Source organism: Streptomyces sp. NPDC005195, from assembly GCF_040608315.1.
GTDB lineage: Bacteria > Actinomycetota > Actinomycetes > Streptomycetales > Streptomycetaceae > Streptomyces > Streptomyces kaempferi.
Map to the genome: position 1 here is coordinate 112,564 of NZ_JBEXHZ010000016.1, position 25,100 is coordinate 137,663.

Here is a 25,100-nt window from a genome sequence, read left to right on the forward strand (position 1 = left end):
GAGGACCGATCATGTCGCGAGTGCCAGGGTGGCTCGGCCGGCTCGGCGCCGGACTGACCGAGCTCGGGGAACGGTTGGACGAACGCCGCGCCGAGGTGGAGAAAGAGTCCTCGGGCGCGCTCGACACCGACGGCTTCTTCGGCACCCGGGCCGCACGGGACACGGAGGACTCCGCCGGCGCGGCCGGGCGGCCGGACGGCCACGCCTACGGGGACGACCCGGACCGCGCGCGGACGCCCGCACCGGACTCCGCCGGCCTGCCGGCTCCCGGGTCCGGGCACGCGGTGCCCGTACCCACCTCCACTCCCGTCACCCAGGTGTACGAGGGAGTGACGCGTCCCGATCCCTCGATGGCCGTGCCATGGGGCGTACGGGTCGCGGCCGAGGCCGGCTGGCGGCTGCTCGTCCTCGCGGGCACCCTGTGGGTGCTGATGCGTGTCATCAGCGCCGTACAACTGGTCGTCCTCGCCTTCGTCGCCGCGCTGCTCATCACCGCGCTGCTCCAGCCGACGGTGGCGCGCCTGAAGGGGATCGGGTTCCCGAGAGGGCTCGCCACCGCCCTGACCGCGATCCTCGGCTTCGTCATCATGGGGCTGGTCGGCTGGTTCGTGGTCTGGCAGGTCCAGGAGAACATCGACAACCTCTCGGACCAGATCCAGGACGGCATCGACGAGTTGCGCAAGTGGCTCCTCAACAGCCCGTTCCATGTGACGGACAAGCAGATCAACGAGATCGCCAAGAACCTGCGGGACGCGATCGGCGCGAACACCGACCAGATCACGTCGGCGGGGCTCGAAGGGGTCACGGTCATCGTGGAGGCGCTGACCGGCATCCTCCTCACGATGTTCTCGACGCTGTTCCTGCTGTACGACGGCAAGCGGATCTGGGAGTGGACGCTGAAGCTGGTGCCGGCGGCGGCGCGGCCCGGGGTGGCGGGAGCGGGGCCACGTGCGTGGCGGACCCTGACGGCGTATGTGCGCGGCACGGTGATAGTCGCTCTGATCGACGCCATCTTCATCGGCCTCGGAATCTACTTCCTCGATGTGCCGATGGCCGTTCCGCTGGCCGTCTTCATCTTCCTCTTCGCGTTCATCCCGCTGGTCGGCGCGGTGGTGTCCGGGGCGCTGGCGGTCGTGGTCGCGGTCGTGACGCAGGGGGTGTTCACCGCGCTGATGACACTGCTCGTGGTGCTCGCCGTGCAGCAGATCGAGGGCCACATCCTGCAGCCGTTCATTCTCGGGCGGGCGGTGCGGGTGCATCCGCTGGCGGTGGTGCTGTCCGTCGCCGCGGGTGGGCTGGTCGCGGGGATCGGCGGGGCCGTGGTGGCGGTGCCGCTGGTGGCGGTCACCAACACGGTGGTCGGGTATCTGCGGTCGTATGCGCGGGAGCCGGGGCAGAGGCACGCGCCGGAGCCGCGTGGTGCCACGGCATCGGAACTCCCCTCGTCCCGCCCACCTCTCTGACCCCGATTCCTTCGTCCCCGCCGCCCCTGCCCGGCCCATCCCCGGGGGCGGCAGCCCCCACGGACAGGATGGGCCGGGTCGCTCGCGACGGGGCGAGGAACGCATGCGGGAGGCCCCGTTCGCCGATGTGGTGAACGGGGCCTCCCGGGGGTACTACTGCGCGAGGACCGCCTCGGCGTCCAGCGTCGTCCCGACCGCCTGAATCACCGCAGCGATCTTGAACGCCTCCTGAATCGTCTCCCGGCCGACGCCCGCCTTGCGGAGCACCTGCTCGTGCGAGTCGAGACACTGCCCGCACCCGTTGACCGCGGAGACGGCCAGCGACCACAGTTCGAAGTCGACTTTCTCCACACCGGGGTTGCCGATGACGTTCATCCGCAGCCCGGCCCGCAGGGTCCCGTACTCGGGGTCCGACAGCAGATGCCGCGTGCGGTAGAAGACGTTGTTCATCGCCATGACCGCGGCGGCCGACTTGGCGGCCGTGTACGCCTCCGGCGACAGGTTCGCCTTCGCCTCCGGCTCCAGCTCACGGAGCACCCGCGGCGAACGGGACGCGATCGCGCACGCCAGCACCGTCCCCCACAGCTGCTGCTGCGGAAGCTCGGAGTTGCCGATGACCGAACCCAGGTTGAGGCGCAGGTCCTTCGCGTAGTCCGGTACGGCGGACTTCAGCTCATCGAGGGACATGGAGGGTCACTCACCCGCCAGGAGCGCCACCGGGTCGAGGGTGTTCTCGCCCTGGGTCCAGTTGCACGGGCACAGCTCGTCCGTCTGGAGGGCGTCCAGGACCCGCAGGACCTCCTTGGGGTTACGGCCGACGGAGCCGGCGGTCACCATGGAGAACTGGATCTCGTTGTTCTGGTCGACGATGAACACGGCACGCTTGGCGAAGCCGTCCTCACCCTCGATGCCGAGGTCCCGCATGAGCTCGTGCTTCGAGTCGGCCATCATCGGGAAGGGCAGGTCACGCAGGTCGTCGTGGTCCTTGCGCCAGGCGTGGTGCACGAACTCGGAGTCGCCGGAGAAGCCGAGCACCTGGGCGTCACGGTCGGCGAACTCGCCGTTCAGCTTGCCGAAGGCGGCGATCTCGGTCGGGCACACGAAGGTGAAGTCCTTGGGCCACGCGAAGATGACCTTCCACTGACCCTCGTAGGTCTTGTGGTCGATCTGCCGGAACTCCTCACCCTTCTCCAGCGAGACGCAGGCGGTCAGATCGAACGGGGGGAACTTGTCACCAACAGTGAGCACGCGCTCTCCTTGCAGCGAGGGAACGCCCCTTTTGAGGACTTTTCCCTTGGGTCGGACGATGCCGATCGTGGCACAAGCTGCATTGATTAGTGAAATTGATACACTCGGTCGTGTTGATCGGATGCGACTATCAGTGACGATGAGTGAGAGGCGGCCGCCATGGTGAGCCCTGTCGGTGGCAGAGCGAGCAACAAAGCCACCGGAGTTCCCGGGACTCCCAAGGGGAACGGGCGCCGTCAGCCCACCCTCGCCCAACTGCGCGCCTTCGCCGCCGTGGCCGAGCACCTGCACTTCCGGGACGCCGCCGCCGCGATCGGCATGAGCCAGCCCGCGCTCTCGGGCTCGGTCTCCGCCCTGGAGGAGACGCTCGGGGTGACCCTGCTGGAGCGTACGACCCGCAAGGTGCTGCTCTCTCCCGCGGGCGAGCGTCTCGCCGTACGCGCCAAGTCCGTCCTGGAGGAGGTCGGCGCGCTCATGGAAGAGGCCGAAGCCGTCCGGGCCCCCTTCACCGGGGCCCTGCGGCTGGGCGTCATCCCGACCGTCGCGCCCTACCTCCTGCCCACGGTTCTCAGGCTGGTCCACGACCGATACCCGGACCTCGACCTCCAGGTCCACGAGGAGCAGACGGCCAGTCTGCTGGACGGGCTGGCGGTCGGGCGGCTCGATCTGCTGCTTCTCGCCGTGCCGCTCGGCATGCCCGGAGTCGTCGAACTCCCGCTCTTCGACGAGGACTTCGTGCTCGTGACGCCGCTGGGCCACGAGCTGGGCGGACGGCAGGGGATCGCGCGCGACGCCCTGCGCGAGCTCAACCTGCTGCTGCTCGACGAGGGGCACTGCCTGCGGGACCAGGCCCTCGACATCTGCCGGGAGGCGGGGCGCGCGGACGCCCCCGTCACCACCACCGCCGCGGGGCTGTCCACCCTGGTCCAGCTCGTCGCCGGCGGGCTCGGCGTGACCCTGCTGCCGCGCACGGCCGTCAGGGTCGAGACCACCCGCAGCGACCAGCTCCTCACCGGGTACTTCGCGGACCCGGCGCCGACCCGGCGGATCGCGCTGGTGATGCGCGCGGGGGCGGCGCGGGGGGCGGAGTACGAGGAACTGGCGGCGGCCCTGCGCGAGGCGCTGCGACCGCTGCCGGTGAGGGTGTGGGGCCAGGGCGCCTGAACCGACGGAACGGTCCCCGCCCGGACAGGGCGGGGACCGTTCCGTACGGCTATTCCGTCCGGAGGCCGTCCGGTCTCATGAGACGCAGCAGCGGCGGCAGGCTGAGCGCGGTCACCAGCAGGACGACTCCCGCGCCGATGCCGGTCATCGACAGCAGACTCGACCAGTCCACGCGCACCGAGACGCTCGTCATCTTCTGCAGGACCGCGCCCAGGGTCAGGCCGACCACCGACGCGAGCACGAGACCCAGCGCGATCGGGATCGCGGTCTGCCACAGCACCGACAGGCTCAGTGTGCGGCGCCGGGTGCCGAAGGCGACCAGCACGGAGAGCAGTTTCTTGCGCTCGCGCAGCTGTTCCAGCTGGGAGATCAGCAGGCTCGCGCCGATCAGGAACAGGACGCAGGTGGCGCCGACGGACAGGCCGGTGCGGATGGACGTGTAGCGGTTGTCCTCCTCCGTCGACGCCCAGGTCCAGGCGTGGGCCAGCGGGCTGAGCTTCGCCGTGGTGTTGCGAACGAGGTCGTAGACGCCCGGGGCCGACTGGTCGATCTGCAGGTAGACGTCACCCTCGACCGCCTCCGCGCCCCGAGCGGGCAGCGCGCTCGGAGTGAACAGGATGCCGCCGGACAGGCCGTTCGTCGCGTCCGCGCGGACCCCGGCTTCCTTGATGGCCCGGGGCACGGTCCAGGCGACCTGCCTGCTTATCGTGCCCGCGTCGTAGGCGGGGTCGATGTAGAGGGTTCGGCCGGGTCTGCCGAGCTCCAGCGCTTCCGTGTCGGCGTCGGGGCCCTTGATCAGGAAGACGTCGCCGTCACGGCATGTCGGCAGCGTGGCCACCTCGCGCAGCGACGCGCAGTTGCCGACGGTCATGGAGGTGGACGCTTCCGGATTCCGCTTCTTGTCACCCAGCGAACCGGAACCGATCGCGGCGACCTGTCGTACGCCCTCGGTCCGGGCGAACTGTTCGCGGGCCTGGTCGAGCGGGACGTCGTACGGCAGGCGGACCTGCATCTGAGCCCGTTGGACGTCGTGCGACGAGGTCTTGGTGTAGTCGCCCTCGACCCCGGCGAACAGCATTTGCAGGGCGATGGCGCCGGCGACGGCGACCGCGATGCCGTTGACCATGCGGGCCGCCGTTCCGGTGCTCAACTGGAGCCTGCGGATCGCGAGTTGCCAGGACACCGAGCCGGAGCCGAGCCGGGAGACCACCGCTTCGACGATCCAGGGCAGCAACGCCGTGACGCCGATCAGGAGCAGCAGGACGCCGCCGATCACCAGGTACTGGTTGAAGTTCCCGCTGGTGTCGCCCTTGCCGATCATCGGGTAGAGCATCGCGAGTCCGCCGATGGGCAACAGCAGCCGCCACCACAGCCGACGCCGTGCGGGTTTGGCCGCACGCACCACGCCGAGCGGCTCGATGACGACCCCGCGCAGCGCGAGCAGGGTGACGAGGACCGCGGCCGCGGGCACCGCGACGGCGACCAGGACGGCCAGTGCGGGCGTGGGGTTCAGATAGCTCGGGAACACGCTCTTGCCGAAGATCTCCACGGATCCCGCCAGTTGGCGGGCCAGCAGGAAGAACACCGCGCCGAAGGCGAGCCCGAGGACGGCGCCCGCGAGGGCCTCGCCCGCGGCGATCCGCCGGGTCATCCGGCTGTCGGAGCCGACCAGGCGCAGTGCCGCGAGCCGCCGGTCGCGCCGCTCGCCGCCGAAGCGTACGGCCGCGGCGATGAAGACACCGACCGGCAGCAGCAGCACCACGAAGACGACGATGATCAGCAGGACGAGTACCGGGTCAAGGCGGTCGGGCGGTCCGAGGGGCTGCCCGAAGTGCTCGATACGGGTCACCCGGGAGCCGTCGATCCTCGGGGCGAGGTCGTCGGCGCCCGCGTAGAAGGAGAGTTCGTTCGCGCCGACGAGACCGGACTCCCCGATGGTTCCGACGGTGCGGTACGGCAGCCGCTCGCGCAGCAGTTTCCCGTCGCCGGACTTCAGCAGGTCCGCCAGCGCGGGGGACACCACCATCTCTCCCGGTGCCGGGTTCTTCCTCACTCCCGGCGGCAGCGGCGCCCGGGACCCCTCGGGTTGCACCTCGCGGCCACGGATGTCCTTGTCGCGGTAGGTGTCGTCGACGGCCGCGACGACCAGCGTCCGGTCGGACGCCTTGGGGATGCCCACACCGGTGAACGTGATGTCCGTACGGGCCTTCTCGCGGTCGCTGCGTGCCTGGAGCGCACTCGGTATCGCCGTGGTGAGCAGGAGCAGTGCCACGCCGAGCCCGACCCCGACGGCCGTGAGGACCGCGCGCATCCAGCCCTCACGCCCGCCGGTGAAGGCGAACCTGGCCCCCATGGCGAGGTCTCTGGACCACTGGCGCACGTTCATATGACGCGCTCCATGTCACGGGACTTGCCGTCGCGTACGACGATCTCGCGGTCCGAGTAGGCGGCCACCCGCGCCTCGTGCGTGACCAGGACGACGGCGGCGTTGGTGGAGCGGGCGGCCTCGGTGAGCAGTTCCATCACGCGCTCGCCGTTGAGCGAGTCGAGCGCGCCGGTCGGCTCGTCCGCGAACAGCACGCGCGGACTGGTGACCAGGGAACGGGCCACGGCCACGCGCTGGCCCTGGCCGCCGGAGACCTCGCCGGGCCGCTTGGACCTGAGGTCGTCGACCTCCAGGCGTTCCATCCAGGTCAGGGCGGTGCGTTCGGCTTCCTTGCGGCCGGTGCCGTTCAGGCGCAGCGGCAGGGCGACGTTCTCGACGCAGGTCAGTTCGGGTACGAGCTGGCCGAACTGGAAGACGAAGCCGAACTCGCTGCGGCGCAGGGCGCTGCGCTGCGCGTCGTTCATGGTGGCCATCTCGCTTCCGGCGTACATGATCGAGCCGGAGTCGGGCGGCACGATGCCGGCGAGGCAGTGCAGCAGGGTGGACTTGCCGGAGCCGGAGGGGCCCATCACGGCGACCACCTCACCCGGGTGGATCGAGAACTCGGCGCCGTCCAGGGCGGTGGTGGGGCCGTAGCTCTTACGGAGGTCCGACGCGGTCAGCAGGGAGCCGGGGGGAGGGGTCATCGGGTCGTCACCGCCTCTCGGAGTTTGTCGAGGCGGGCGGCGGTGAGTTCCAGCCACCGCAGATCGGCCTCGAGGTGGAAGAGTGCGTGGTCGCAGATCAGCTGGTCGGCGAGGTCGCCCCGGCGCTTGCGGTCGGTCAGGATGCGCATCATGCGCAGGTGTTCCGAGCGCTGCGAGTCGAGGATGTCGGCCGCGTCGCGGCCGGTGAGGAGGGCCAGGACGATCTTGGTGTAGAGGGTCGACTGGAGGTACGGCTCGGGCTTCTCGGGCGTCGCGAGCCACTGCTGTACGTCGGTGATACCGGCGTCGGTGATCGCGTACCGCTTACGTTCGGGTCCGCCGCCCGTCTCTATCCCGTCGACCTCCACGAGGCCGTTCTTCAGCAGTCGCGACATCGTCGAGTAGACCTGGCCGTAGTGCAGCGGCCGGTCGTGACCGAACTTCTCGTCGAAGGCCCGCTTGAGGTCGTAGCCGTGGCGGGGTCCGGACTCCAGGAGTCCCAGGAGGGTGTGACCGATGGACATGCGGAGCACTCTACACACGGGGTATACACCGTGCGTATACATGCTGCGCATAGATCGTGGCGGGGAGCGATGGTGCCCAGGTCAGGGGTCATTGTCACGGTTCTGTCACCGGGTTCCCTCGCCCTGGCGCCTCCGCCCCCAGACCCCTGTTCGGCCTGGACGGTCCAGGGGGCGGAGAGCGGAGAGCGGAGAGCGGGGGAGCAGCTACGGGTCAGGCTGGTCGGGGGCGGGCGGCCGCCCCCGACGCGGGATCGGCCCCGCCCCGCCGGGCAGACGCCCCGCCTCGGACAGCGCCCTGCGCAGCAGGAACTCGATCTGCGCGTTGGCGGAACGCAGTTCGTCACCCGCCCAGCGGGCCAGCGCTTCGTACACGAGCGGATCCAGCCGCAGCAGCACCTGCTTGCGCTGCTGCTGCGGCCGCCGGGGCCCGGCCCCACCGGATGGCTCCGTCACTGGTACAGGGACCCCGCGTTCAGGACCGGCTGCGGCGCCCGGTCACCGCACAGCACCACCATCAGGTTCGACACCATCGCCGCCTTCCGCTCCGGGTCCAGCTCGACGAGGTCCCGCTCGGTGATCCGGGTGATCGCCGCCTCGACCATCCCGACCGCCCCTTCGACGATCTGCCGCCGTGCCGCCACGACCGCCCCCGCCTGCTGGCGCTGGAGCATCGCGGAGGCGATCTCGGGAGCGTACGCGAGGTGCGTGAACCGCGACTCGATGATGGAGACGCCGGCGGCGTCCACCCGCGCGCGCAGTTCGACGGCGAGCTTCTCGGTGATCTCCTCGGCGTTGCCGCGCAGCGAGAGTCCCTCCTCGTCGTGGGCGTCGTAGGGGTACTCGATCGCGATGTGCCGGACGGCCGCCTCGGTCTGGGTGGCGACGAACTCCAGGAAGTCGTCGACCTCGAAGCTGGCGCGCGCGGTGTCCTCGACCCGCCAGACCACGACCGCCGCGAGCTCGATCGGATTGCCGTAGGCGTCGTTGACCTTGAGGACCGCGGTCTCGTGGTTGCGTACCCGGGTCGAGATCTTCGCGCGGGAGGTGAAGGGGTTCACCCAGCGCAGGCCGTCCTGACGGATCGTGCCCCGGTACCGCCCGAAGAGCTGGACGACCCGGGCCTCGCCCGGTGCCACCGTGTTCAGCCCGCACATCGCGAGGAACGAGGCGATGCCGACCAGGATGCCGGCGACGATCAGCGCGGCCTCGCTCCCGGCCGCGGTGACCGTCGTGGCACTCACGATCAGCGCGGCCCCGAGCAGCAGTCCGACCAGTCCGAGCAGCAGCGCGAGCCCGCCGCCGATGCTGTGCGCGGCGAACTCCCGCACCCGTGGGGCGGGTATCGCCGGCACGTCGGCGACGGGCGTGGGGCCGGCGGTGGAGCCGTGGCCGGAATCGTGCGCGGAGTCGTGCGCGGACATGGTGAGCCCCCGTCTTGTATGGCATAGCTTATTTTTAGCTGGGTGATATCACTTTACCCCGCAGGACAACCTTCCACTCCTTTCGTACGTCGGTTCTGGTGGGGCTGATGCGCATTGCGTGCTGATTGTCACGTCCGTCGAGGTGCCGATCGGCGCGACTTTGTCCCAGCGCGTGGTGTTAGTTTGCTGAGCTGACCTCAGCGGCGAACCTGTGTGCGGCACTGATGCGAACGCGGCACCGGACGCGTGAGTGAACCCGGCAGGACACGCGTACAAGAGAGCGCGACCCGAGACCGAAGCGGAGCGGACGGAGCCATGGGACGAGCGGACGAGAGACGAGCGCGGCAGCGCGGTGGCCGTCGCGCCGCGACCGGGGGCTCCTCCGGGACCAAGCCCCGCCGCAGCGGCATACGCAGGTTCCTGAACTGGAAGACGATCCTCGGCACGTTCCTGGGCTTCTGCCTGCTCGGCATGGGCGCCTTCCTCGTGCTCTACATGGTCGTGTCCATACCCCAGGGCAACGCGGCGGCGCAGCAGCAGAGCAACATCTACAAGTACAGCGACGGTTCGACCCTGGCCCGTACCGGCAAGGTCAACCGCGAGATCGTGGGCCTGGACAAGGTGCCCAAGCCCGTCCAGCTGACCTTCGTCGCCGCCGAGAACAAGTCCTTCTACAAGGACTCCGGCGTCGACCTGCGGGGCACGGCCCGCGGTCTGCTGAACACCCTGTCGGGCAAGGGCAAGCAGGGTGGCTCGACGATCACCCAGCAGTACGTCAAGAACTACTACCTGACCCAGGACCAGACCGTCACGCGCAAGCTGAAGGAACTGGTCATCTCGCTGAAGGTGGACCGGCAGCAGAGCAAGGACGACGTCCTCGCGGGTTACATCAACACCAGTTACTACGGCCGTAACTCGTACGGCATCCAGGCCGCGGCGCAGGCGTACTACGGCAAGGACGCGAGCGGCCTCACGGTCGAGCAGGGCGCCTATCTCGCCTCGCTGCTCCAGGCCCCGAGCCAGTACGACTGGGGCGTCGCCACCGACACGGGCAAGCGACTGGTCACGGCCCGCTGGAACTACACCCTCGACAACATGGTCGAGGAGGGGTGGCTGGACGCGGCCAAGCGGCAGGCCATGAAGTTCCCGCTGCCGCAGGACCCCAAGGGCGTCCCCGGCATGCAGGGCCAGACCGGCTACCTCGTGGACGCGGCGAACAGCGCGCTGGCCAACCGGCTCGTCGCGCAGGGCTCCGCCGCGAACTACGAGGACGCCAAGGCGATCGTCGACGCCGGTGGCTGGACGATCAAGCTCAACATCGACAAGAAGAAGCAGACTCAGCTGGAAGTCGCCGTCAAGACGAAGCTGAGCGGCAAGCTGGACGGGAAGAAGCGGCGGGTCGACGGTGACGTCGAGGCCGGCGCCGCGTCCGTCGACCCCAAGACGGGCAAGGTCGTCGCGATGTACGGCGGCGTGGACTACTTCAAGCACTACGTCAACAACGCGACCCGCCAGGACTACCAGCCCGCGTCCACCTTCAAGCCGCTCATCTTCGCGGCGGCCCTGGAGCAGCAGGCCAAGACGCAGGACGGCCAGGACATCACGGCGAACACGAGGTACGACGGCACGAGCGGTCGCGCCGTCAAGGGCAGCGCCATCGGATTCGCGCCGCCCAACGAGGACGACCAGAACTACGGGCCCGTCACCGTCCAGACGGCGATGAACAAGTCCATCAACTCCGTCTTCGCGCAGATGGGCGTCGACGTCGGCATGGACAAGGTCCTCAAGGTCGCGGGCGATCTCGGGATGCACACGGAGAAGCTGCAGCCGGTGCCCGCGCAGACGCTCGGCTCCATGGGCGCGAGTCCGCTGGAGATGGCGGGGGCCTACGCGACCCTCGACAACCACGGACGCAAGGTCACCCCGGCCGTCGTGGCCTCCGCCGAGCACAAGGACCGTCCGGTCACGTTCCCGAAGCCGGTCGGCGACCAGGTCATCAGCTCCGAGGCGGCCGACACGGTCACCTCGGTACTCACCGGCGTGGTCAACGACGGAACGGCCCAGGTGTCGGTGGCGCAGGCGTCCGACCGCAACGGTCAGCAGGTCGCGGGCAAGACGGGTACGTCCGACAACAACAAGTCGGCCTGGTTCACCGGCTACACGCCCAACCTGGTCACCTCGGTCGGCCTCTTCGGAGAGGCGCCCAAGGACCGCAAGGACTCGAGCGGCAAGACGGTCAAGCAGGGCGCCCAGGTGTCGCTGAGGGGCGCCGCGGGCGGCGGCCGTGTCAACGGCGGTGGCTTCCCCGCCCAGATCTGGGCCGCGTACACCTTCAACGCGATGGGCGGGGTCACCGCCTTCGACCTGAACACCACCCAGGGCGCGGCGATGGAGCCGACCCCGAGCGACACGCCGAGCCAGACGCCCAGCGAGACGCCCTCGGAGACTCCGACCACCCAGAAGCCGACGACCCGGCCACCGACGACCACCAGCCCGCCACCCGAGACGCCCGAGTCCCCGACCGCCCCGACGACGACACCGCCGCTCACCCCGAGCCAGACCCCGACCGGCAGTGACACGACGGGCCCGTTCGAGCCGGACGGCCAGCAGCAGCAGCAGTAGGGCGGGAGCGGGACGTGCGGGAGGGGCACCCGGTGAAGACACCGGGTGCCCCTCTCGTGTCGGTACGGGGCGGGACGGGGCACGCGGCCGAGGCGCGGATGCCGGTCAGCCGCCGTTGACCTCCTTGGCGATGCGGTCGCCGATCTCCTTGTCGACGTTGCGCCAGTACTGCAGCGCGCGGTCCAGGACCGGGCGGGACACGCCGGCCTTCAGGTGGCCGCTGACGTTCGACACGAGACGGTCGCGGGCCGCGGCGTCGAGGACCTGGCGGACCATCGTGCCCGCCTGGCCCCAGTCGTCGTCCTCGCGGTGCAGCTTGTACGCCTCGCGCACCAGCTCACCGGCGGTCTGCCAGCTCGCCGGGTCACCGAAGCGGGACAGGTCGGCCGCGGGCCCGCCGTAGGAGTTGGGGGCGTACGGCCGGGCCGCGTTCGACGGCTCGTAGCGCATCGGCCCGTCCTTGGCGTACGAGTTCACCGGGGAGTGCGGCCGGTTCGGCGGCAGCTGCGTGTAGTTCGGGCCGATCCGGTACCGGTGGGTGTCCGGGTACGAGAACAGCCGGCCCAGCAGCATCTTGTCCGGCGAGGGACCGATGCCCGGCACCAGGTTGGACGGCTCGAAGGCGGCCTGCTCGATGTGGATGAAGAAGTCCTCCGGGTTCCTGTCCAGGGTCATCCGGCCGACGTCGATCAGCGGGTAGTCCGCGTGCGGCCAGACCTTGGTCAGGTCGAAGGGGTTGAAGCGGTAGTCCGCGGCGTCCTCGAACGGCATGATCTGGACCTTCAGGCTCCAGGTCGGCGCGTTCCCGCCCTTGATCGACTCGAACAGGTCCCGGCGGTGCTTGTCCGCGTCCGACCCGGCCAGCGCGTCGGCCTCGGACTGGGTGAGGTACTCGATGCCCTGGTCGGTCTTGAAGTGGTACTTGACCCAGAACCGCTCACCGGCACCGTTGATCCACATGTAGGTGTGCGAGCTGTACCCGTTCATGTGGCGGTAGGTCTTCGGGATGCCCCGGTCGCCCATCAGCCACGTCACCTGGTGCGCGGACTCGGGGGAGAGGGTCCAGAAGTCCCACTGCATGTCGTTGTCGCGCAGTCCGGTCACGGGGCTGCGCTTCTGCGAGCGGATGAAGTCCTGGAACTTGATCGTGTCACGGACGAAGAAGACCGGCGTGTTGTTGCCCACCATGTCGTAGTTGCCGTGCTCGGTGTAGAACTTCAGCGCGAAACCGCGGGGGTCGCGCCAGGTGTCGGGCGAACCCTGCTCGCCGGCGACGGTGGAGAACCGGGCCAGCATCTCGGTACGTTTGCCCGGCTGGAACAGGTCGGCCTTGGTGAACTGGCTGACATCATTGGTGACTTCGAAGAATCCGTAGGCGCCACTGCCCTTGGCGTGCACCACACGCTCGGGGACCCGCTCCCGGTTGAACTGGGCCATCTTCTCGATGAGGTAGTGGTCCTGGAGCAGAATCGGGCCGTCGGGGCCGACGGTCAGCGAGTGTTCGTCGCTCTCCACCGGAATTCCGACGTTGTCCGTGGTGTACGGAACCTTCTGGGGTGTCTGCGTCACGAGCGTCCTCCCGTCGAAGAAGAGGGTGTTCAGATCGCTTCGTCCACCCCAGCAGTCAACTCCGCCGACGGGATGTCGGCAACATCTGGACAGGGTCCAGCTCTGGTCCGGTTCCGGAACCTGTACGGCGACGGGGCCGCCCCGGGGGTGGGACCCGGCGAGTACCCCGTCAGTCCCGGTTCAACTCGAACCAGACCACCTTTCCGGTGCTCAGCCGGGTCGCACCCCACCGTTTGGCCAGTTTGTTGACCAGATAGAGGCCGCGACCGCCCTCGTCCGTGGCGCGCGCCTGCCGCAGCCGCGGGAGCTGGGGCACGTCGTCGCCGACCTCGCAGCGCAGCACGTCCGTCCGCAGCAGCCGCAGCGTCACGGGGCGTGACGCGTAGCGCACGGCGTTGGTCACGACCTCGCTGACCAGCAGCTCGACGGAGTCGCTCATGTCCTCCATGCCCCAGCGCGACAGCGCGCGGCGGGCCAGGCGCCGGGCCCGTCCGGGAGCCGCGTCCTCCGGCTCCAGGTACCAGTACGCCACGTCGCTCGGCGCGATCCCGTCGAAGCGGGCCGCGAGCAGCGCGATGTCGTCGTCCCGGTCACCCGGACCGAGCATGTCGAGCACCTCGTCGCACAGGGCTTCGAGGGGCGGCGGATGGTCGGGTCCGGTCAGTTGCGCGGTGGCGGCGAGCTTCTCGCGCAACTGTTCTATGCCGGTCCAGACGTCCCTGAGCCGGGACTCGACGAGGCCGTCCGTGTAGAGCAGCAGAGTGGCCCCGGCGGGCGCGTCCAGCTCGACCGCCTCGAAGTCCACCCCTCCTACCCCGATGGGGGCACCCGGCGGGACCCGCAGCACCTCGGCCCGGCCGCCCAGGTGCAGCAGGACCGGTGGCGGATGGCCCGCGTTGGCGATGGTGATCCGGTGCGCGACCGGGTCGTAGACGGCGTACAGGCAGGTCGCCATGCGGTCGGTGCCCAGCCGCTGCGCCTGTTCGTCCAGGTGGTGCAGCACCTCCTGCGGCGGCAGGTCGAGTCCGGCGAGCGTCTGCGCGGTCGTCCGCAACTGGCCCATGATCGCGGCCGAGGTCATCGAGTGGCCCATGACGTCCCCGACGACCAGGGCGACCCGGCTGCCCGGCAGCGGGATCGCGTCGTACCAGTCGCCGCCGACACGCGCGGTCTCCGCGGCCGGCAGATAGCGGGACGCGAGCCGTACGCCCGTGGGCCGCGGCAGGGTCTCGGGCAACATGGTGCGCTGCAGCTCGTCGGCGATGTAGGCCTCGCGGCCGTACAGCACCGCCTTGTCGATGCCGAGCGCGCTGTGCGTGGCGAGCTGGGCCGCGACGAGCAGGTCGTCGGGCTCGAAGGCCATCCGCTCGGGACGGCGCACGAAGAGCGCGGCCCCGATCACCCGGCGCCGCCCCCGCAGCGGAGCCAGGATCGCGCGCTGGCCGCTGGGCACCGCCAGCTCGTCGCCCAGCAGCTCGGGCAGCGCGGCCCGGGCGGCGGGCGCGTCCGCGAAGACGGGCCGTACCCCGCGCAGCACCTCCGCGAGGGCGCCACCGGGACGCACCTCGCACAGCTCGGCCGTCATCGCCGACAGCTCGCTGGGCTCGGGCCGCAGCGCGGGCAGGAAACCGTTCTCGGTGTCGCGCTCCTCCGGGATCCGGTCGGTGCGCCGCAGCCGCAGCACGAGGGGCCCGGTGGGCCGCTCGTCGCCGACCGGCAGGGGATCGCGCAGATAGACGAGGATCGCGTCCGAGAAGGTCGGCACGGTGGCCCGGCACAGACCCATCACGATCTCGTCGAGGTCGATGCCGCGCGCGATGCGCCGGGTCGCCGCGCCCACGAAACGCAGCCGGTCCCCGTCGCGCCGCATCGGCATCGGGCCCGCGTGCGGCAGCCCCTGCCCGGTACGCCGTTCCTTGCCGCCGCTCCCGGGCGCCCGGTCCTTGTCGACCGGCTGGGCCGGAATGCCCTCGGGCGCGGGGCGCGGGCGGTGCGGATCGGGCTCCGAGGCCGACGGCTGCGAGTGCTCGGGGCCCGGGGAGGCGGGCGGTGTCGGCGCGCCGGTGCCGGAGGGCGAGGGCGCGTCGGTGCTCGCGGAAGCCTGGGTGCCCGGCGTCCCGTGCTGGCCGTGGGGCGCACCCGGACCGGCCGAGGCGTCACCCGTGCGGGCGGGCTGCGCGGGGAGGGCGCCCGGAGCGCGCAGCGCCTCCGGGGTGTGCAGGAGCGCCCCGCGGGGATCCGCGGGGGTGGAAGGCCGGCCGGCGCCGCTCTGGCGGCGCTCGTGCGAGGTGGGGTGCTCCGTCACGCGTGTCGAATCCATCCGTCCGGGGCTGCGCGCCGTGCGTGCAGTTCGTCCCGCAGCCCCGATACCCGGAATGTGTGTCCCAGGAACGGAATCTGCGCGTCGTGCGAGCCGCGCCCGGCATGTGCCGACGGGAACGCCGTCGCCCCAGCGGGTCCGCGCGACCCTTCGGGCCGTCCGCCGACCGTACCGCCGTGGCCTTCGTACCCCTCGCTCACGTCCTGCCGCCCCTCGGTGACGTATGGTCAAGCCCAGCGCATGCCGCGGTAGTTGCTGCTGTGCGCCCTTGCGGAGGACGATCCTACGGTTGTACCACGGGGGCGCATCAAGGGTCTCATGAGGACACGTGCGCGGGCGTACGGTCCCAGTCATCGGGCAGAGCGGGAACCGGCCACGACGGATCCGGGCGCCAGTGCTGCCAGCCGTCCGCGAACGGCACGCCCCAGGCGCTGATCACCTCCACCGCGCGCAGTCCCGCCTCCCTCACCTGCGTGGCCAGTCGGGTGTCCATCAGCCCGGCCCGCTGCGCCTGTGCGAACTCGTCCTCGTCGAGCCAGGACCAACTGTGGTCCGGGTGTACGGAGATGTCCAGGAAGTGGTCCTCGGAGTCGACGCCGCCCTCCCAACGGGCCAGCGGGGCCTCCAGGTTCACGTACCAGTTCTTGAAACGCCACCCCGGTTCCCAGAACAGCCACACCGACCAGGGCTCGCCGGGCCGCGCCAGCTTCAGCACCCCGGTGCCGAACCAGCGGTCCCGGCACACCGAACGGGCCTTGGTGTAGCGCGACTCCAGCGGTTCTCCGTGCACCGGGGTGCCGTCGGCGAGCACGGGCTTGACGCACTCCGTGCCGGGCGCCATCCACACCGCGAGCAGTTCCGCGTCGTCCCGTACGACGGTCACGGGGCGGCAGATGTGGACGCGCTCGCCGGCGTTCTCCCGGTACCGCCACAGGATGTGACTGCCGGGGGCCCAGTACGCCGTCGACCCACCCGTTGTCACTCGTCTCACCGCTCCGCCCTCTGCCATGAACAGATATTAGGTGCCCCAGGCATACGACGCTGCGGTGCGCGTCATGGTTCGCGCCATGGCGGGCATGACGTAACGGAGGTGTCATCCGGTGTTCGCCGGTGCGGAGGCGGCGTTACGGATGCGTCATCCGCAGGACATCCAGCGCCTCGTCCAGCTGTTCCAGAGTGAGGTCGCCCCGCTCCACGTACCCGGAGTCGAGGACGACCTGGCGGATGGTCCTGCGCTCCGCCAGTGCCTTCTTGGCCACCTTGGCGGCCTCCTCGTACCCGATGTACTTGTTGAGCGGTGTCACGACGGAAGGCGACGACTCGGCGTACTCACGGGCCCGTTCGCGGTGCGCGACGATCCCGTCGACGGTGCGGTCGGCGAGCAGCCGGGAGACGCTCGTGAGCAGCCGGACGGACTCCAGGACGTTCTTCGCGATGACCGGGAGCATCACGTTGAGCTCGAAGTTGCCGGCGGCCCCGGCGACCGCGACCGTCGCGTCGTTGCCCATCACCTGGGCCGCGACCATCAGCACGGCCTCGGGAATGACGGGATTGACCTTGCCCGGCATGATCGAGGAACCCGGCTGCAGGTCGGGGAGGCTGATCTCGGCCAGGCCGGTCCGCGGTCCGGACGCCATCCAGCGCAGGTCGTTGGCGATCTTCGTCAGCCCGACCGCGATGGTCCGCAGCTGTCCGCTCGTCTCGACGATCCCGTCCCGAGCGCCCTGTGCCTCGAAGTGGTCGCGGGCCTCGGTGAGCGGCAGACCGGTGTCCCGTGCCACCTCCGCGATCACGGCGGCGGAGAACCCGGGAGGCGTGTTGATCCCCGTGCCCACAGCCGTCCCGCCCAGCGGCAGTTCGGCCAGCCGGGGCAGCGAGGCGTTCAGCCGTTCGATCCCGTAGCGCACCTGGGCCGCGTAGCCACCGAACTCCTGTCCGAGTGTGACGGGGGTGGCGTCCATGAGGTGGGTGCGCCCCGACTTCACGACGTCGGCGAACTCCGTCGCCTTGCGCTCCAGGGCGGTGGCGAGGTGGTCGAGCGCCGGGACGAGGTCCCGGGTCACCGCGGCGGTGGCGGCGATGTGGATCGAGGACGGGAAGACGTCGTTCGACGACTGCGAGGCGTTGACATGGTCGTTGGGGTGGACGTCGCGGCCGAGCCGCTCGGTGGCGAGCGTGGCGATGACCTCGTTGGTGTTCATGTTCGAGGACGTGCCGGAGCCCGTCTGGAAGACGTCCACCGGGAAGTGCGCGTCCCAGCGCCCCTCGGCGACCTCGGCCGCGGCTTCCTGGACCGCCTCGGCCACGTCCTTGTCGAGCACCCCGAGCCGGGCGTTGACCTTGGCGGCCGCCCCCTTGATCCGTGCGAGCGCCTCGATGTGCGCGCGTTCGAGCCGCTGCCCCGAGACGGGGAAGTTCTCCACGGCCCGCTGGGTCTGGGCCCGCCACTTCGCGTCCGCGGGCACCCTGACCTCACCCATCGAGTCGTGCTCGGTCCGGTACGGGGCTGCTGCCTGTTCATCGGCCATTGCCGGTCACCTCCAGTGGGGACAGCGTCGCGGACCGGTCACGTGTTCCCGGACGTCCGGTGGCGTGTTCCCCGCGTTGCCTGTGTGCTCCGGGTTCCCGTTCCCGGCGGGAGTCACCGTCGCGCGGGGCCGAGGGGAGCGGTGCACGCGGACCGCCCGGCCACCTCGGCACAGGCCTCCGCGCCGCGCGGGCTCGCCGCGGCCAGCATCGGACTGCTGTAGCCGTCCGCCGGGTCGCCCGGGTAGGCGGCGGACAGTTCGTCCCGCCCCGCCCGGACCGAGATCTCCCGCGCACCGCCGGTGCGGGTGCGGACCTCGGCCCAGACCGTCGCGCACGACGCGGAGAAACGCAGCAGGACGACCTCCCCCGCGCGCGCGACCCTGCTCTCCGTACGCGCGTCATGGCCGCAGGTCTCGGAGGTCGGGATCTGTCCCTGGCAGCCGTGACCGCGGCAGGAGGCGGCCGCGGCGGGCGCCGGGACGAGGTCGGTGTCGAGGACCTCGGCGGCGCCCGCGGTGACCGCCATCGTGACGGCCGCCACCGCCGCGAGGGCGATGACGGCCCGGTTCGGCGGCCGGACGCGCCGGCCCCGAACCGGCGCGTCCGGGGCCGGGCCCTGTGCGGACGGAACCCGTGGGGGCGGGGCCTGCGCGGGCAGGCCGACCGCCCCGCACCGACTCCTGGACACGGTGTCCCACAGGGAGAGAAGGGGACCGGGATCGGTCTGCGCGAGCCGGCCGAGGGACTCGACCGCCGAGCGCGGCGGGAACTGGTCGCCGTTCAGATACCGGTGCCAGGTCGACTTGCTGAACGGGGTGACGGCGGCCAGCGCGGCCAGGCTCAGCCCCGTCCGCTGCCTGAGGCCGCGCAGCCGCTCCAGCAGGAGATGTTCCTCGTCGGGTCGTTCGGCGACGTCCGGCGCGTCGGGCAGCGGCTGTCTCTTGACCGTCACGTGGCTCTCCATCTCGCTCCCTCGTCGTGCCGGGGTGGCCGCCTGATCCGTTCCCTCTCCGTGCGCCCGCGCACACCAGGGTCGCCCGAATGCGAACCGGATGATGAGGGGAAGTTGACCCGCGGTTCCGGCACCGGTGGGGTGGTCGGGTGGTCGGCTGATCGACTCGTAGGACCTCCTGACGGGGTGGACCCCCACCCCGTCAGGAGGGGCCGGAACTCAGGAGCCGGGTGCCGGCGCGCCCGTCAGCACCAGCGGACGGCGCCGCCGGTGCGGACGTAGTGCGCGGACACGTACCCGCGGTGGTGGGCCAGGCGGTACCAGCGGTGGTTGCCCCGGACGGCGGACCCCCGCTTCTCGCAGGAGATGACCACAGGCCGTCCGTCCGGACGCGAGCCGACGATCCGGTAGGCCGTGCCCGGCCCGGAGCGGACGAGCAGCCGCATGTGGTGGGTCGTCACACGGCCCCATACGTGCCGGGCGTGGTGGCGGGTGACGACGCGGTACCGGGCGTGGGTGGTGACGTGGTGCCGGGCGCGGGCCGGCACATGGCGCCGGACGCTGCCCTGCGCGGGTACCGGGTTCCGGCTCGAGGTGGCGGCCGGGGCGGGCGCGGAGCCCTGGCCGGGGGTGTGAGCGGCCGGGCCGGCGGAAGCGACGGCCGTCACCGGGAAGACGGCGACAGCCGCGATCGCGGCCACGAGACCGTTGCGCAACATGCGACTCATCATGCTATTTCCCTCCGAGATGACCCGTGGATCACAGGCTGTGATCCGGTCATTGCGGAGTGTTCACGGCAAAGCTCGCAAAGATGCCGTCCCGCTGTTCCTGGGACGAAATGGGACATCGAGCAGGCGTGCGGACGAGGCGGCGGGGCCGTCCCGGGACGACCGCTCGTCCCGCCCCGCGTCACAGGGCGAGGCCGGGCGGGACGAGAAGGGGCCAGGGGGGCGGGCGGCAGGGGGGCAGGGCGCGGCTCCCGCGGGGACGGAGGGGCGGAGCCCGCCGGGAGGGTACGGGCAGGGGCGGCCGGGGATCTCCTCCCCGGCCACCCCGAAGGCGCTTCGGCCGCCCCGGAGGCGCTACGCCATCCCGGGACCCCGCACCGGGATGTGGGTGAACGTCGGCTCGGGGGCCGGATTCTGGAAGAAGTCGTTGCCCTTGTCGTCGACGACGACGAACGCCGGGAAGTCCTCGACCTCGATCTTCCAGACCGCCTCCATGCCGAGCTCCTCGTACTCGACGACCTCGACCTTCTTGATGCAGTCCTGGGCGAGACGGGCGGCGGGGCCGCCGATCGAGCCGAGGTAGAAGCCGCCGTGCGCGTCGCACGCCTGGGTGACCTGCGCGGACCGGTTGCCCTTCGCGAGCATCACCTTGGAACCGCCCGCCGCCTGGAACTGCTCCACGTAGGAGTCCATGCGGCCGGCCGTCGTCGGGCCGAAGGAGCCGGACGCGTAGCCCGCGGGCGTCTTGGCGGGACCGGCGTAGTACACCGGGTGGTCCTTCAGGTACTGCGGCATCTCCTCGCCCGCGTCGAGCCGCTCCTTGATCTTGGCGTGCGCGATGTCACGGGCCACGACCAGCGGGCCGGAGAGCGAGAGACGGGTCTTCACCGGGTACTTGGTCAGCTCGGCGAGGATGTCTTCCATCGGCTGGTTGAGATCGATCCGTACGACATCGGCCGACTCGTCGAGGTGCTCGTCGGTCGTCTCGGGCAGGAAGCGCGCCGGGTCCGTCTCCAGCTGCTCGAGGAAGACGCCCTCGGCGGTGATCTTCGCGACGGCCTGGCGGTCGGCGGAGCACGACACCGCGATCGCCACGGGGCAGGACGCGCCGTGCCGGGGGAGGCGGACCACCCGCACGTCGTGGCAGAAGTACTTGCCGCCGAACTGCGCTCCGATGCCGATCCTCTGCGTCAGCTCGAAGACCTTCTGCTCCAGGTCCTTGTCCCGGAAGCCGTGGCCCAGCTCGGAGCCCTCGGCCGGGATCTCGTCCAGGTAGTGCGCGGAGGCGTACTTCGCGGTCTTGAGGGCGTACTCGGCGCTCGTCCCGCCGACGACGATCGCCAGGTGGTACGGCGGGCAGGCGGCCGTGCCGAGCGAACGGATCTTCTCCTCCAGGAACTTCATCATGGAGGACTCGTTGAGGACGGCCTTCGTCTCCTGGTACAGGAAGCTCTTGTTCGCGGAGCCGCCGCCCTTGGCCATGAAGAGGAACTTGTAGGCGCCGCCGTCGGTCGCGTACAGCTCGATCTGCGCCGGCAGGTTCGAGCCCGTGTTCTTCTCCTCCCACATGGTGAGCGGAGCCATCTGCGAGTAGCGCAGGTTCAGGTTCTTGTAGGCGTCGTAGATACCGCGGCTCAGGGCGGACTCGTCACCGCCGTCGGTGAGGACGTTCTGCCCGCGCTTGCCCATGACGATCGCCGTGCCGGTGTCCTGGCACATGGGCAGGACGCCCGCGGCCGCGATGTTCGCGTTCTTCAGGAGGTCCAGGGCGACGAACTTGTCGTTGGCCGACGCCTCGGGGTCGTCGATGATCCGGCGCAGCTGGGACAGGTGGGCGGGCCGCAGGTAGTGCTGGATGTCGTGGATGGCCTCCGTGGCGAGCTTGCGCAGCGCCTCCGGCTCGACCTTGAGGAACGTCCGCCCGTCGGCCTCGAAGGTGGAGACACCCTCGGAGGTCACCAGCCGGTACGGGGTGGTGTCCTCTCCCTGGGGGAGCAGATCGGTGTACGCGAACTCAGGCATCTTCGCCCATTCCTCACTTGATTTCTTGGGGCTCGGTTCACCTCCGGGCGCCGAGACCCTTGCCGGGAGCCCGACCAACCACGCTCACTCGGCGGAGGCCGGCCTCCGTCGGCGGGCGTCCACCAGCCTAGAACCTGGCGCGGACAGTGAGCTTGTGAGGTAGGGCTCAGTTCGCCGTCCACATCTTTATCCACACCCCTAGTCGCGATCTATCGCGTTTGGGTACGCTGCTCCCGTGGACCTTCAGAAGCGCACCGAAACCCGTGCCGCCGACGCCGAACTGCGTGCGTCGGACGCCGACCGCGACCGGATCGCCGACATCCTGCGCGAGGCCCTCGCCGAGGGGCGTCTCACGGCCGACGAGCACGCCGAGCGGGTGGAAGGGGTGCTGGCCACCAAGACGGTCGGTGAGCTCGACCAGTTCGTCCGGGACCTGCCGGCCGCCCACGCGGGCCGCGTGGCGACCGCGTACGCGACCGCGCCCAACCGCCCCCGGCTGGGCGCCATCCCGGCGGAGGCCGACGAGAACGTGGTGGCGGTGTTCAGCACCGCGATGCGCAAGGGCCGCTGGCGCGCGGGCCGTCGTATTCACGCGTACGCCGTCTTCGGCAGCGTCGAGATAGACCTCAGCGAGGCGATCTTCGAGTACCAGCAGGTCGCGATCAAGGCGATCTCGGTCTTCGGCAACGTGGAGATCCGCGTCCCGGAGAACGTGTCGCTGCGCAGCAGCGGAGGCGGGGTCCTCGGCAACTTCGAGGCGGACACGCTGGATTCGGGCGACCCCGACGCGCCCGTGATCTACGTCGAGGGCCTGGCGATCCTGGGCAACGTCGAGGCGCGGCCCAAGCGCGGCAAGCTGGTGGCGGACATCCTCGACCGCGCGATGGACCGGGTGGACCGGAGTCTGCGCAAGCACCTGGACCGTTGACGCCCGTGCGTCCGACGGCGTCGGGGGGCGCGCCGGGCCGTGCCGCGTGCGCTCCGTCGTGAACGACGGGCTCCGCTCTTGGAACTCAGTGCATAGGCGCGCGCACAGCGGGTAGGCCTTGCTGCATCGTCTCTCGGAGGGCGCTGCGGGATTTCCCGCGGTGCCCGGCACGCTCGCGAAGCCGTCGTCAGGAGTAGACCGTGCTGCAACCGCCGCATCAGTCCCTGCAGGTAGCTGCCGTTCCGGCCCAGCGGGCGCCAGTGCGGGACAGGGATCAGGAAGCCCCATGGCACACGGAGGCGGTGTGCCGGCGGGACGAGGCCGGCCTGTTCTTCGCGCCGTCCAAGGAGCCCACGGCATCCCGGCTGTCCCGCGAGGAGGCGGCCAAGCGCGTCTGCGCCCGCTGTCCCGTGATGGTCGAGTGCCGTGAGCACGCGCTGCTGCAACCCGAGCCGTACGGAGTGTGGGGCGGCCTCACCGCCGCCGAGCGCCGGGTGGTGCTGGCCCGGCGCCGCCGGCGTGACCTGGAGCTCAAGAAGACCGCGCGCGGCCCGATAGCGGCGGCCGGCTAGCCGGAACGCACGGAAAGGGGCGCCCCCTCCGCACAGGGGGCGCCCCTTCTCCGTAGGTACGGCTCCGGTCTCCGCAGGTACCGCTCCGGACGTTCTCCGCGGGCACCTCTCCGGACGTGCCCGTGCTCCGTGGCTCACGGGCACGGACGACCGGGCGGTCCCGCGGTCCGCGGAGCTACTTCGCGCGGTCGAAGTCGATCGCGCTGTACGCCCGCAGCTTGCTCAGCCGGTGCTCGGACCTGATCTGCCGGACGGTGCCGGACTTGGAGCGCATGACGATCGATTCGGTCGTCGCCACCTCGGCGCGGTAGCGCACCCCGCGCAGCAGTTCGCCGTCGGTGATGCCGGTCGCGACGAAGAACACGTTCTCGCCGGAGACCAGGTCGTCGGTGAACAGCACACGGTCGAGGTCGTGGCCCGCGTCGAGCGCGCGCTGCCGCTCCTCGTCGTCCTTGGGCCACAGTTTGCCCTGGATGGTGCCGCCCAGGCACTTCACGGCGCAGGCCGAGATGATGCCCTCGGGCGTACCGCCGATGCCGAGCAGCAGGTCGATGCCCGTTCCCTCGCGCAGTGCGAGGATCGAGCCCGCGACGTCACCGTCGGAGATCAGTTTGATCCGGGCGCCGGTCTCGCGGATCTCCTTGATGATCCCTTCGTGGCGCGGCCGGTCGAGGATGACGACCGTGACGTCCTCGGGGGTGGACTTCTTGGCCTTGGCGACCCGGCGGATGTTCACCGACACGGGCGCGTTGATGTCGACGAAGTCGGCGGCCTCCGGGCCGGTGACCAGCTTGTCCATGTAGAAGACCGCGGACGGGTCGAACATGGTGCCGCGGTCGGCGGCGGCCAGTACGGCGATCGCGTTGGTCATGCCCTTGGCGGTCAGCGTGGTTCCGTCGATCGGGTCGACGGCGATGTCGCACTCGGGGCCGGTGCCGTCGCCGACACGCTCCCCGTTGAAGAGCATCGGGGCCTCGTCCTTCTCGCCTTCACCGATGACGACGACGCCGTTCATCGAGACGGTGGAGACGAGGGTGCGCATGGCACGTACGGCGGCGCCGTCGGCGCCGATCTTGTCGCCGCGGCCGACCCAGCGGCCCGCGGCCATCGCGGCGGCCTCGGTGACCCGGACGAGTTCCAGGGCGAGATTTCGGTCGGGGGCCTCGGAGGGCACCTCGAGTTCTGACGGCAGATGATGCTCGGTCATCGGAGCGCACCTTTCTGATACGACGACGGCCGGATGAGGGTGTGCCCCGACTCTATCGCCAGGCCGACAAAATGAGCAGGGGGCCCCACGGATGAGCAGGCCAGGGCACCTGCGACGATAGGGGGGTGGCAGGTACGAAAGGCAAGCAGACGGTCCGGGACATGCTTCTCTCCCTGGGCCTGATCGGGATCATGGCGGGCGTCATCTACATCTTCATCCCGCACGGCGACTCCGGGCCTCCCCTCAAGCGCGTCGACTACCGTGTCGAGCTGCTCACGGCGCGTCGCGCGGCGTCGTATCCGGTGGCGGCCCCCGAGGGGCTGCCCGGGACGTGGAAGGCGACGTCGGTGCGCTACGACGGCGCCGAGTTCGACGCCTGGCACCTGGGTTTCCACGACCCCGAAGGTCAGTACGCGGCGATCGAGCAGTCCACTCAGCGCGCGCCCGTGTTCATCGACTCGGCCAGTCAGGGCGCCGCGGCCACGAAGGGCACCGAGCGGATCGGCGACCGGACGTGGCAGCGGTACGAGGGCGACAGGTACGACGCCCTCGTGCTGCGGGGCAAGGGGTCGACGACGGTGGTGACCGGGACGGCGTCGTTCGCGCAGCTCGCGAAGCTGGCCGGGGCGCTGAAGATGTCCTAGGGACGGGTATCCGTCCGCGGACGCACGAGAAGGGCCTCCGGCGTCATTGCCGGGTACTGACCTTCGGGGTCGTGGAAACCCAGGTGCCAGGCGTCGAACTCGGCGCCGTCGTAGC

The 25,100-nt window shown here is 70.5% G+C and carries 21 protein-coding genes; 6 read left to right on the top strand and 15 right to left on the bottom strand.

Going from position 1 to position 25,100, the window contains the following annotated elements:
- The first annotated feature begins 11 nt into the window (after nt 1–11).
- Nucleotides 12–1,463: an AI-2E family transporter gene (locus ABZV34_RS19190; RefSeq protein ID WP_356277602.1), complete on the top strand. Its 1,452-nt coding sequence runs from the start codon at nt 12–14 to the stop codon at nt 1,461–1,463.
- A gap of 153 nt (nt 1,464–1,616) precedes the next feature.
- Here the strand turns inward: ABZV34_RS19190 and ABZV34_RS19195 are convergent, their stop codons facing one another.
- Together ABZV34_RS19195 and ABZV34_RS19200 are read right to left on the bottom strand one after the other, a co-directional pair.
- Nucleotides 1,617–2,150, bottom strand: coding sequence for an alkyl hydroperoxide reductase (locus ABZV34_RS19195; protein WP_168530009.1), 534 nt, complete (start codon nt 2,148–2,150; stop codon nt 1,617–1,619).
- Nucleotides 2,151–2,156: 6 nt separating this feature from the next.
- Nucleotides 2,157–2,711 carry a peroxiredoxin gene (locus ABZV34_RS19200; RefSeq protein WP_356277605.1) on the bottom strand — a complete coding sequence of 185 codons (555 nt, stop codon included), beginning with the start codon at nt 2,709–2,711 and terminating at the stop codon, nt 2,157–2,159.
- 159 nt (nt 2,712–2,870) lie between these two features.
- Here ABZV34_RS19200 and ABZV34_RS19205 point away from each other — a divergent pair, with 159 nt between their 5' ends.
- The gene (locus ABZV34_RS19205) at nt 2,871–3,875 is read left to right on the top strand and encodes a LysR substrate-binding domain-containing protein (protein ID WP_356277608.1); all 1,005 of its coding nucleotides are present in this window, start codon (nt 2,871–2,873) and stop codon (nt 3,873–3,875) included.
- Nucleotides 3,876–3,924: 49 nt separating this feature from the next.
- Here ABZV34_RS19205 and ABZV34_RS19210 read toward each other — a convergent pair whose 3' ends face one another.
- From ABZV34_RS19210 to ABZV34_RS19230, 5 genes are all read right to left on the bottom strand, one after another.
- Complete coding sequence (locus ABZV34_RS19210; RefSeq protein WP_356277611.1) at nt 3,925–6,261, bottom strand: ABC transporter permease; 2,337 nt, start codon at nt 6,259–6,261, stop codon at nt 3,925–3,927.
- Nucleotides 6,258–6,947: an ABC transporter ATP-binding protein gene (locus tag ABZV34_RS19215; protein WP_356277614.1), complete on the bottom strand. Its 690-nt coding sequence runs from the start codon at nt 6,945–6,947 to the stop codon at nt 6,258–6,260. The genes ABZV34_RS19210 and ABZV34_RS19215 overlap by 4 nt, the downstream gene beginning before the upstream one ends.
- Nucleotides 6,944–7,471 (bottom strand): PadR family transcriptional regulator, encoded by a 528-nt coding sequence (locus tag ABZV34_RS19220; RefSeq protein WP_356277617.1) that lies wholly within the window; start codon nt 7,469–7,471, stop codon nt 6,944–6,946. Before ABZV34_RS19220 ends, ABZV34_RS19215 begins: the two co-directional genes overlap by 4 nt.
- A 204-nt stretch (nt 7,472–7,675) precedes the next feature.
- Nucleotides 7,676–7,924, bottom strand: coding sequence for a hypothetical protein (locus tag ABZV34_RS19225; RefSeq protein WP_356277620.1), 249 nt, complete (start codon nt 7,922–7,924; stop codon nt 7,676–7,678).
- Entirely contained in the window at nt 7,921–8,892 is a 972-nt protein-coding gene (locus ABZV34_RS19230; RefSeq protein ID WP_356277623.1) for an SPFH domain-containing protein, read from the bottom strand. The genes ABZV34_RS19225 and ABZV34_RS19230 overlap by 4 nt, the downstream gene beginning before the upstream one ends.
- A gap of 315 nt (nt 8,893–9,207) precedes the next feature.
- Here ABZV34_RS19230 and ABZV34_RS19235 point away from each other — a divergent pair, with 315 nt between their 5' ends.
- Nucleotides 9,208–11,514 carry a transglycosylase domain-containing protein gene (locus ABZV34_RS19235; RefSeq protein WP_356277626.1) on the top strand — a complete coding sequence of 769 codons (2,307 nt, stop codon included), beginning with the start codon at nt 9,208–9,210 and terminating at the stop codon, nt 11,512–11,514.
- A 105-nt stretch (nt 11,515–11,619) separates the two neighbouring features.
- On the opposite strand, the gene ABZV34_RS19240 is transcribed toward ABZV34_RS19235, so the two are convergent.
- From ABZV34_RS19240 to ABZV34_RS19270, 7 genes are all read right to left on the bottom strand, one after another.
- On the bottom strand, nt 11,620–13,083 hold the full coding sequence (locus ABZV34_RS19240; protein WP_356277629.1) for a catalase: 1,464 nt from the start codon (nt 13,081–13,083) through the stop codon (nt 11,620–11,622).
- 169 nt (nt 13,084–13,252) lie between these two features.
- Nucleotides 13,253–15,403 (bottom strand): SpoIIE family protein phosphatase, encoded by a 2,151-nt coding sequence (locus ABZV34_RS19245; RefSeq protein WP_356277632.1) that lies wholly within the window; start codon nt 15,401–15,403, stop codon nt 13,253–13,255.
- A 316-nt stretch (nt 15,404–15,719) separates the two neighbouring features.
- A complete protein-coding gene (locus ABZV34_RS19250; protein ID WP_356277635.1) occupies nt 15,720–16,412 on the bottom strand; it encodes a DUF402 domain-containing protein in 693 nt (230 codons plus the stop codon).
- Nucleotides 16,413–16,527: 115 nt separating this feature from the next.
- Entirely contained in the window at nt 16,528–17,931 is a 1,404-nt protein-coding gene (locus ABZV34_RS19255; RefSeq protein ID WP_356277638.1) for a class II fumarate hydratase, read from the bottom strand.
- A 113-nt stretch (nt 17,932–18,044) separates the two neighbouring features.
- Nucleotides 18,045–18,884 (bottom strand): DUF2690 domain-containing protein, encoded by an 840-nt coding sequence (locus ABZV34_RS19260; protein WP_356277641.1) that lies wholly within the window; start codon nt 18,882–18,884, stop codon nt 18,045–18,047.
- Between the two features lie 245 nt (nt 18,885–19,129).
- Nucleotides 19,130–19,603 (bottom strand): SH3 domain-containing protein, encoded by a 474-nt coding sequence (locus ABZV34_RS19265; RefSeq protein ID WP_356277644.1) that lies wholly within the window; start codon nt 19,601–19,603, stop codon nt 19,130–19,132.
- Nucleotides 19,604–19,966: 363 nt separating this feature from the next.
- Nucleotides 19,967–21,634 (bottom strand): fumarate hydratase, encoded by a 1,668-nt coding sequence (locus ABZV34_RS19270; protein ID WP_356277647.1) that lies wholly within the window; start codon nt 21,632–21,634, stop codon nt 19,967–19,969.
- 235 nt (nt 21,635–21,869) lie between these two features.
- Here ABZV34_RS19270 and ABZV34_RS19275 point away from each other — a divergent pair, with 235 nt between their 5' ends.
- Nucleotides 21,870–22,562, top strand: a complete 693-nt coding sequence (locus ABZV34_RS19275) for a DUF1707 domain-containing protein (protein WP_356277650.1) — start codon at nt 21,870–21,872, stop codon at nt 22,560–22,562.
- A gap of 200 nt (nt 22,563–22,762) precedes the next feature.
- Entirely contained in the window at nt 22,763–23,134 is a 372-nt protein-coding gene (locus tag ABZV34_RS19280; RefSeq protein ID WP_356277653.1) for a WhiB family transcriptional regulator, read from the top strand.
- A gap of 175 nt (nt 23,135–23,309) precedes the next feature.
- Here the strand turns inward: ABZV34_RS19280 and glpX are convergent, their stop codons facing one another.
- Nucleotides 23,310–24,341: a class II fructose-bisphosphatase gene (glpX, locus tag ABZV34_RS19285; protein WP_356277656.1), complete on the bottom strand. Its 1,032-nt coding sequence runs from the start codon at nt 24,339–24,341 to the stop codon at nt 23,310–23,312.
- 125 nt (nt 24,342–24,466) lie between these two features.
- Between glpX and ABZV34_RS19290 the strand changes: the two genes are divergently transcribed.
- A complete protein-coding gene (locus tag ABZV34_RS19290; protein WP_356277659.1) occupies nt 24,467–24,985 on the top strand; it encodes a DUF4245 domain-containing protein in 519 nt (172 codons plus the stop codon).
- The last annotated feature ends 115 nt before the right edge of the window (nt 24,986–25,100 follow it).

Bases quoted from the DNA above. Each gene is read 5' to 3' on its own strand.
- ABZV34_RS19220 (WP_356277617.1), bottom strand. From the start codon at position 7,471: ATGTCCATCGGTCACACCCTCCTGGGACTCCTGGAGTCCGGACCCCGC.
- ABZV34_RS19230 (WP_356277623.1), bottom strand. From the start codon at position 8,892: ATGTCCGCGCACGACTCCGCGCACGATTCCGGCCACGGCTCCACCGCC.
- ABZV34_RS19195 (WP_168530009.1), bottom strand. From the start codon at position 2,150: ATGTCCCTCGATGAGCTGAAGTCCGCCGTACCGGACTACGCGAAGGAC.
- glpX (WP_356277656.1), bottom strand. From the start codon at position 24,341: ATGACCGAGCATCATCTGCCGTCAGAACTCGAGGTGCCCTCCGAGGCC.
- ABZV34_RS19190 (WP_356277602.1), top strand. From the start codon at position 12: ATGTCGCGAGTGCCAGGGTGGCTCGGCCGGCTCGGCGCCGGACTGACC.
- ABZV34_RS19250 (WP_356277635.1), bottom strand. From the start codon at position 16,412: ATGGCAGAGGGCGGAGCGGTGAGACGAGTGACAACGGGTGGGTCGACG.
- ABZV34_RS19270 (WP_356277647.1), bottom strand. From the start codon at position 21,634: ATGCCTGAGTTCGCGTACACCGATCTGCTCCCCCAGGGAGAGGACACC.
- ABZV34_RS19265 (WP_356277644.1), bottom strand. From the start codon at position 19,603: ATGTTGCGCAACGGTCTCGTGGCCGCGATCGCGGCTGTCGCCGTCTTC.
- ABZV34_RS19215 (WP_356277614.1), bottom strand. From the start codon at position 6,947: ATGACCCCTCCCCCCGGCTCCCTGCTGACCGCGTCGGACCTCCGTAAG.
- ABZV34_RS19210 (WP_356277611.1), bottom strand. From the start codon at position 6,261: ATGAACGTGCGCCAGTGGTCCAGAGACCTCGCCATGGGGGCCAGGTTC.
- ABZV34_RS19235 (WP_356277626.1), top strand. From the start codon at position 9,208: ATGGGACGAGCGGACGAGAGACGAGCGCGGCAGCGCGGTGGCCGTCGC.
- ABZV34_RS19245 (WP_356277632.1), bottom strand. From the start codon at position 15,403: ATGGATTCGACACGCGTGACGGAGCACCCCACCTCGCACGAGCGCCGC.
- ABZV34_RS19255 (WP_356277638.1), bottom strand. From the start codon at position 17,931: ATGGCCGATGAACAGGCAGCAGCCCCGTACCGGACCGAGCACGACTCG.
- ABZV34_RS19205 (WP_356277608.1), top strand. From the start codon at position 2,871: ATGGTGAGCCCTGTCGGTGGCAGAGCGAGCAACAAAGCCACCGGAGTT.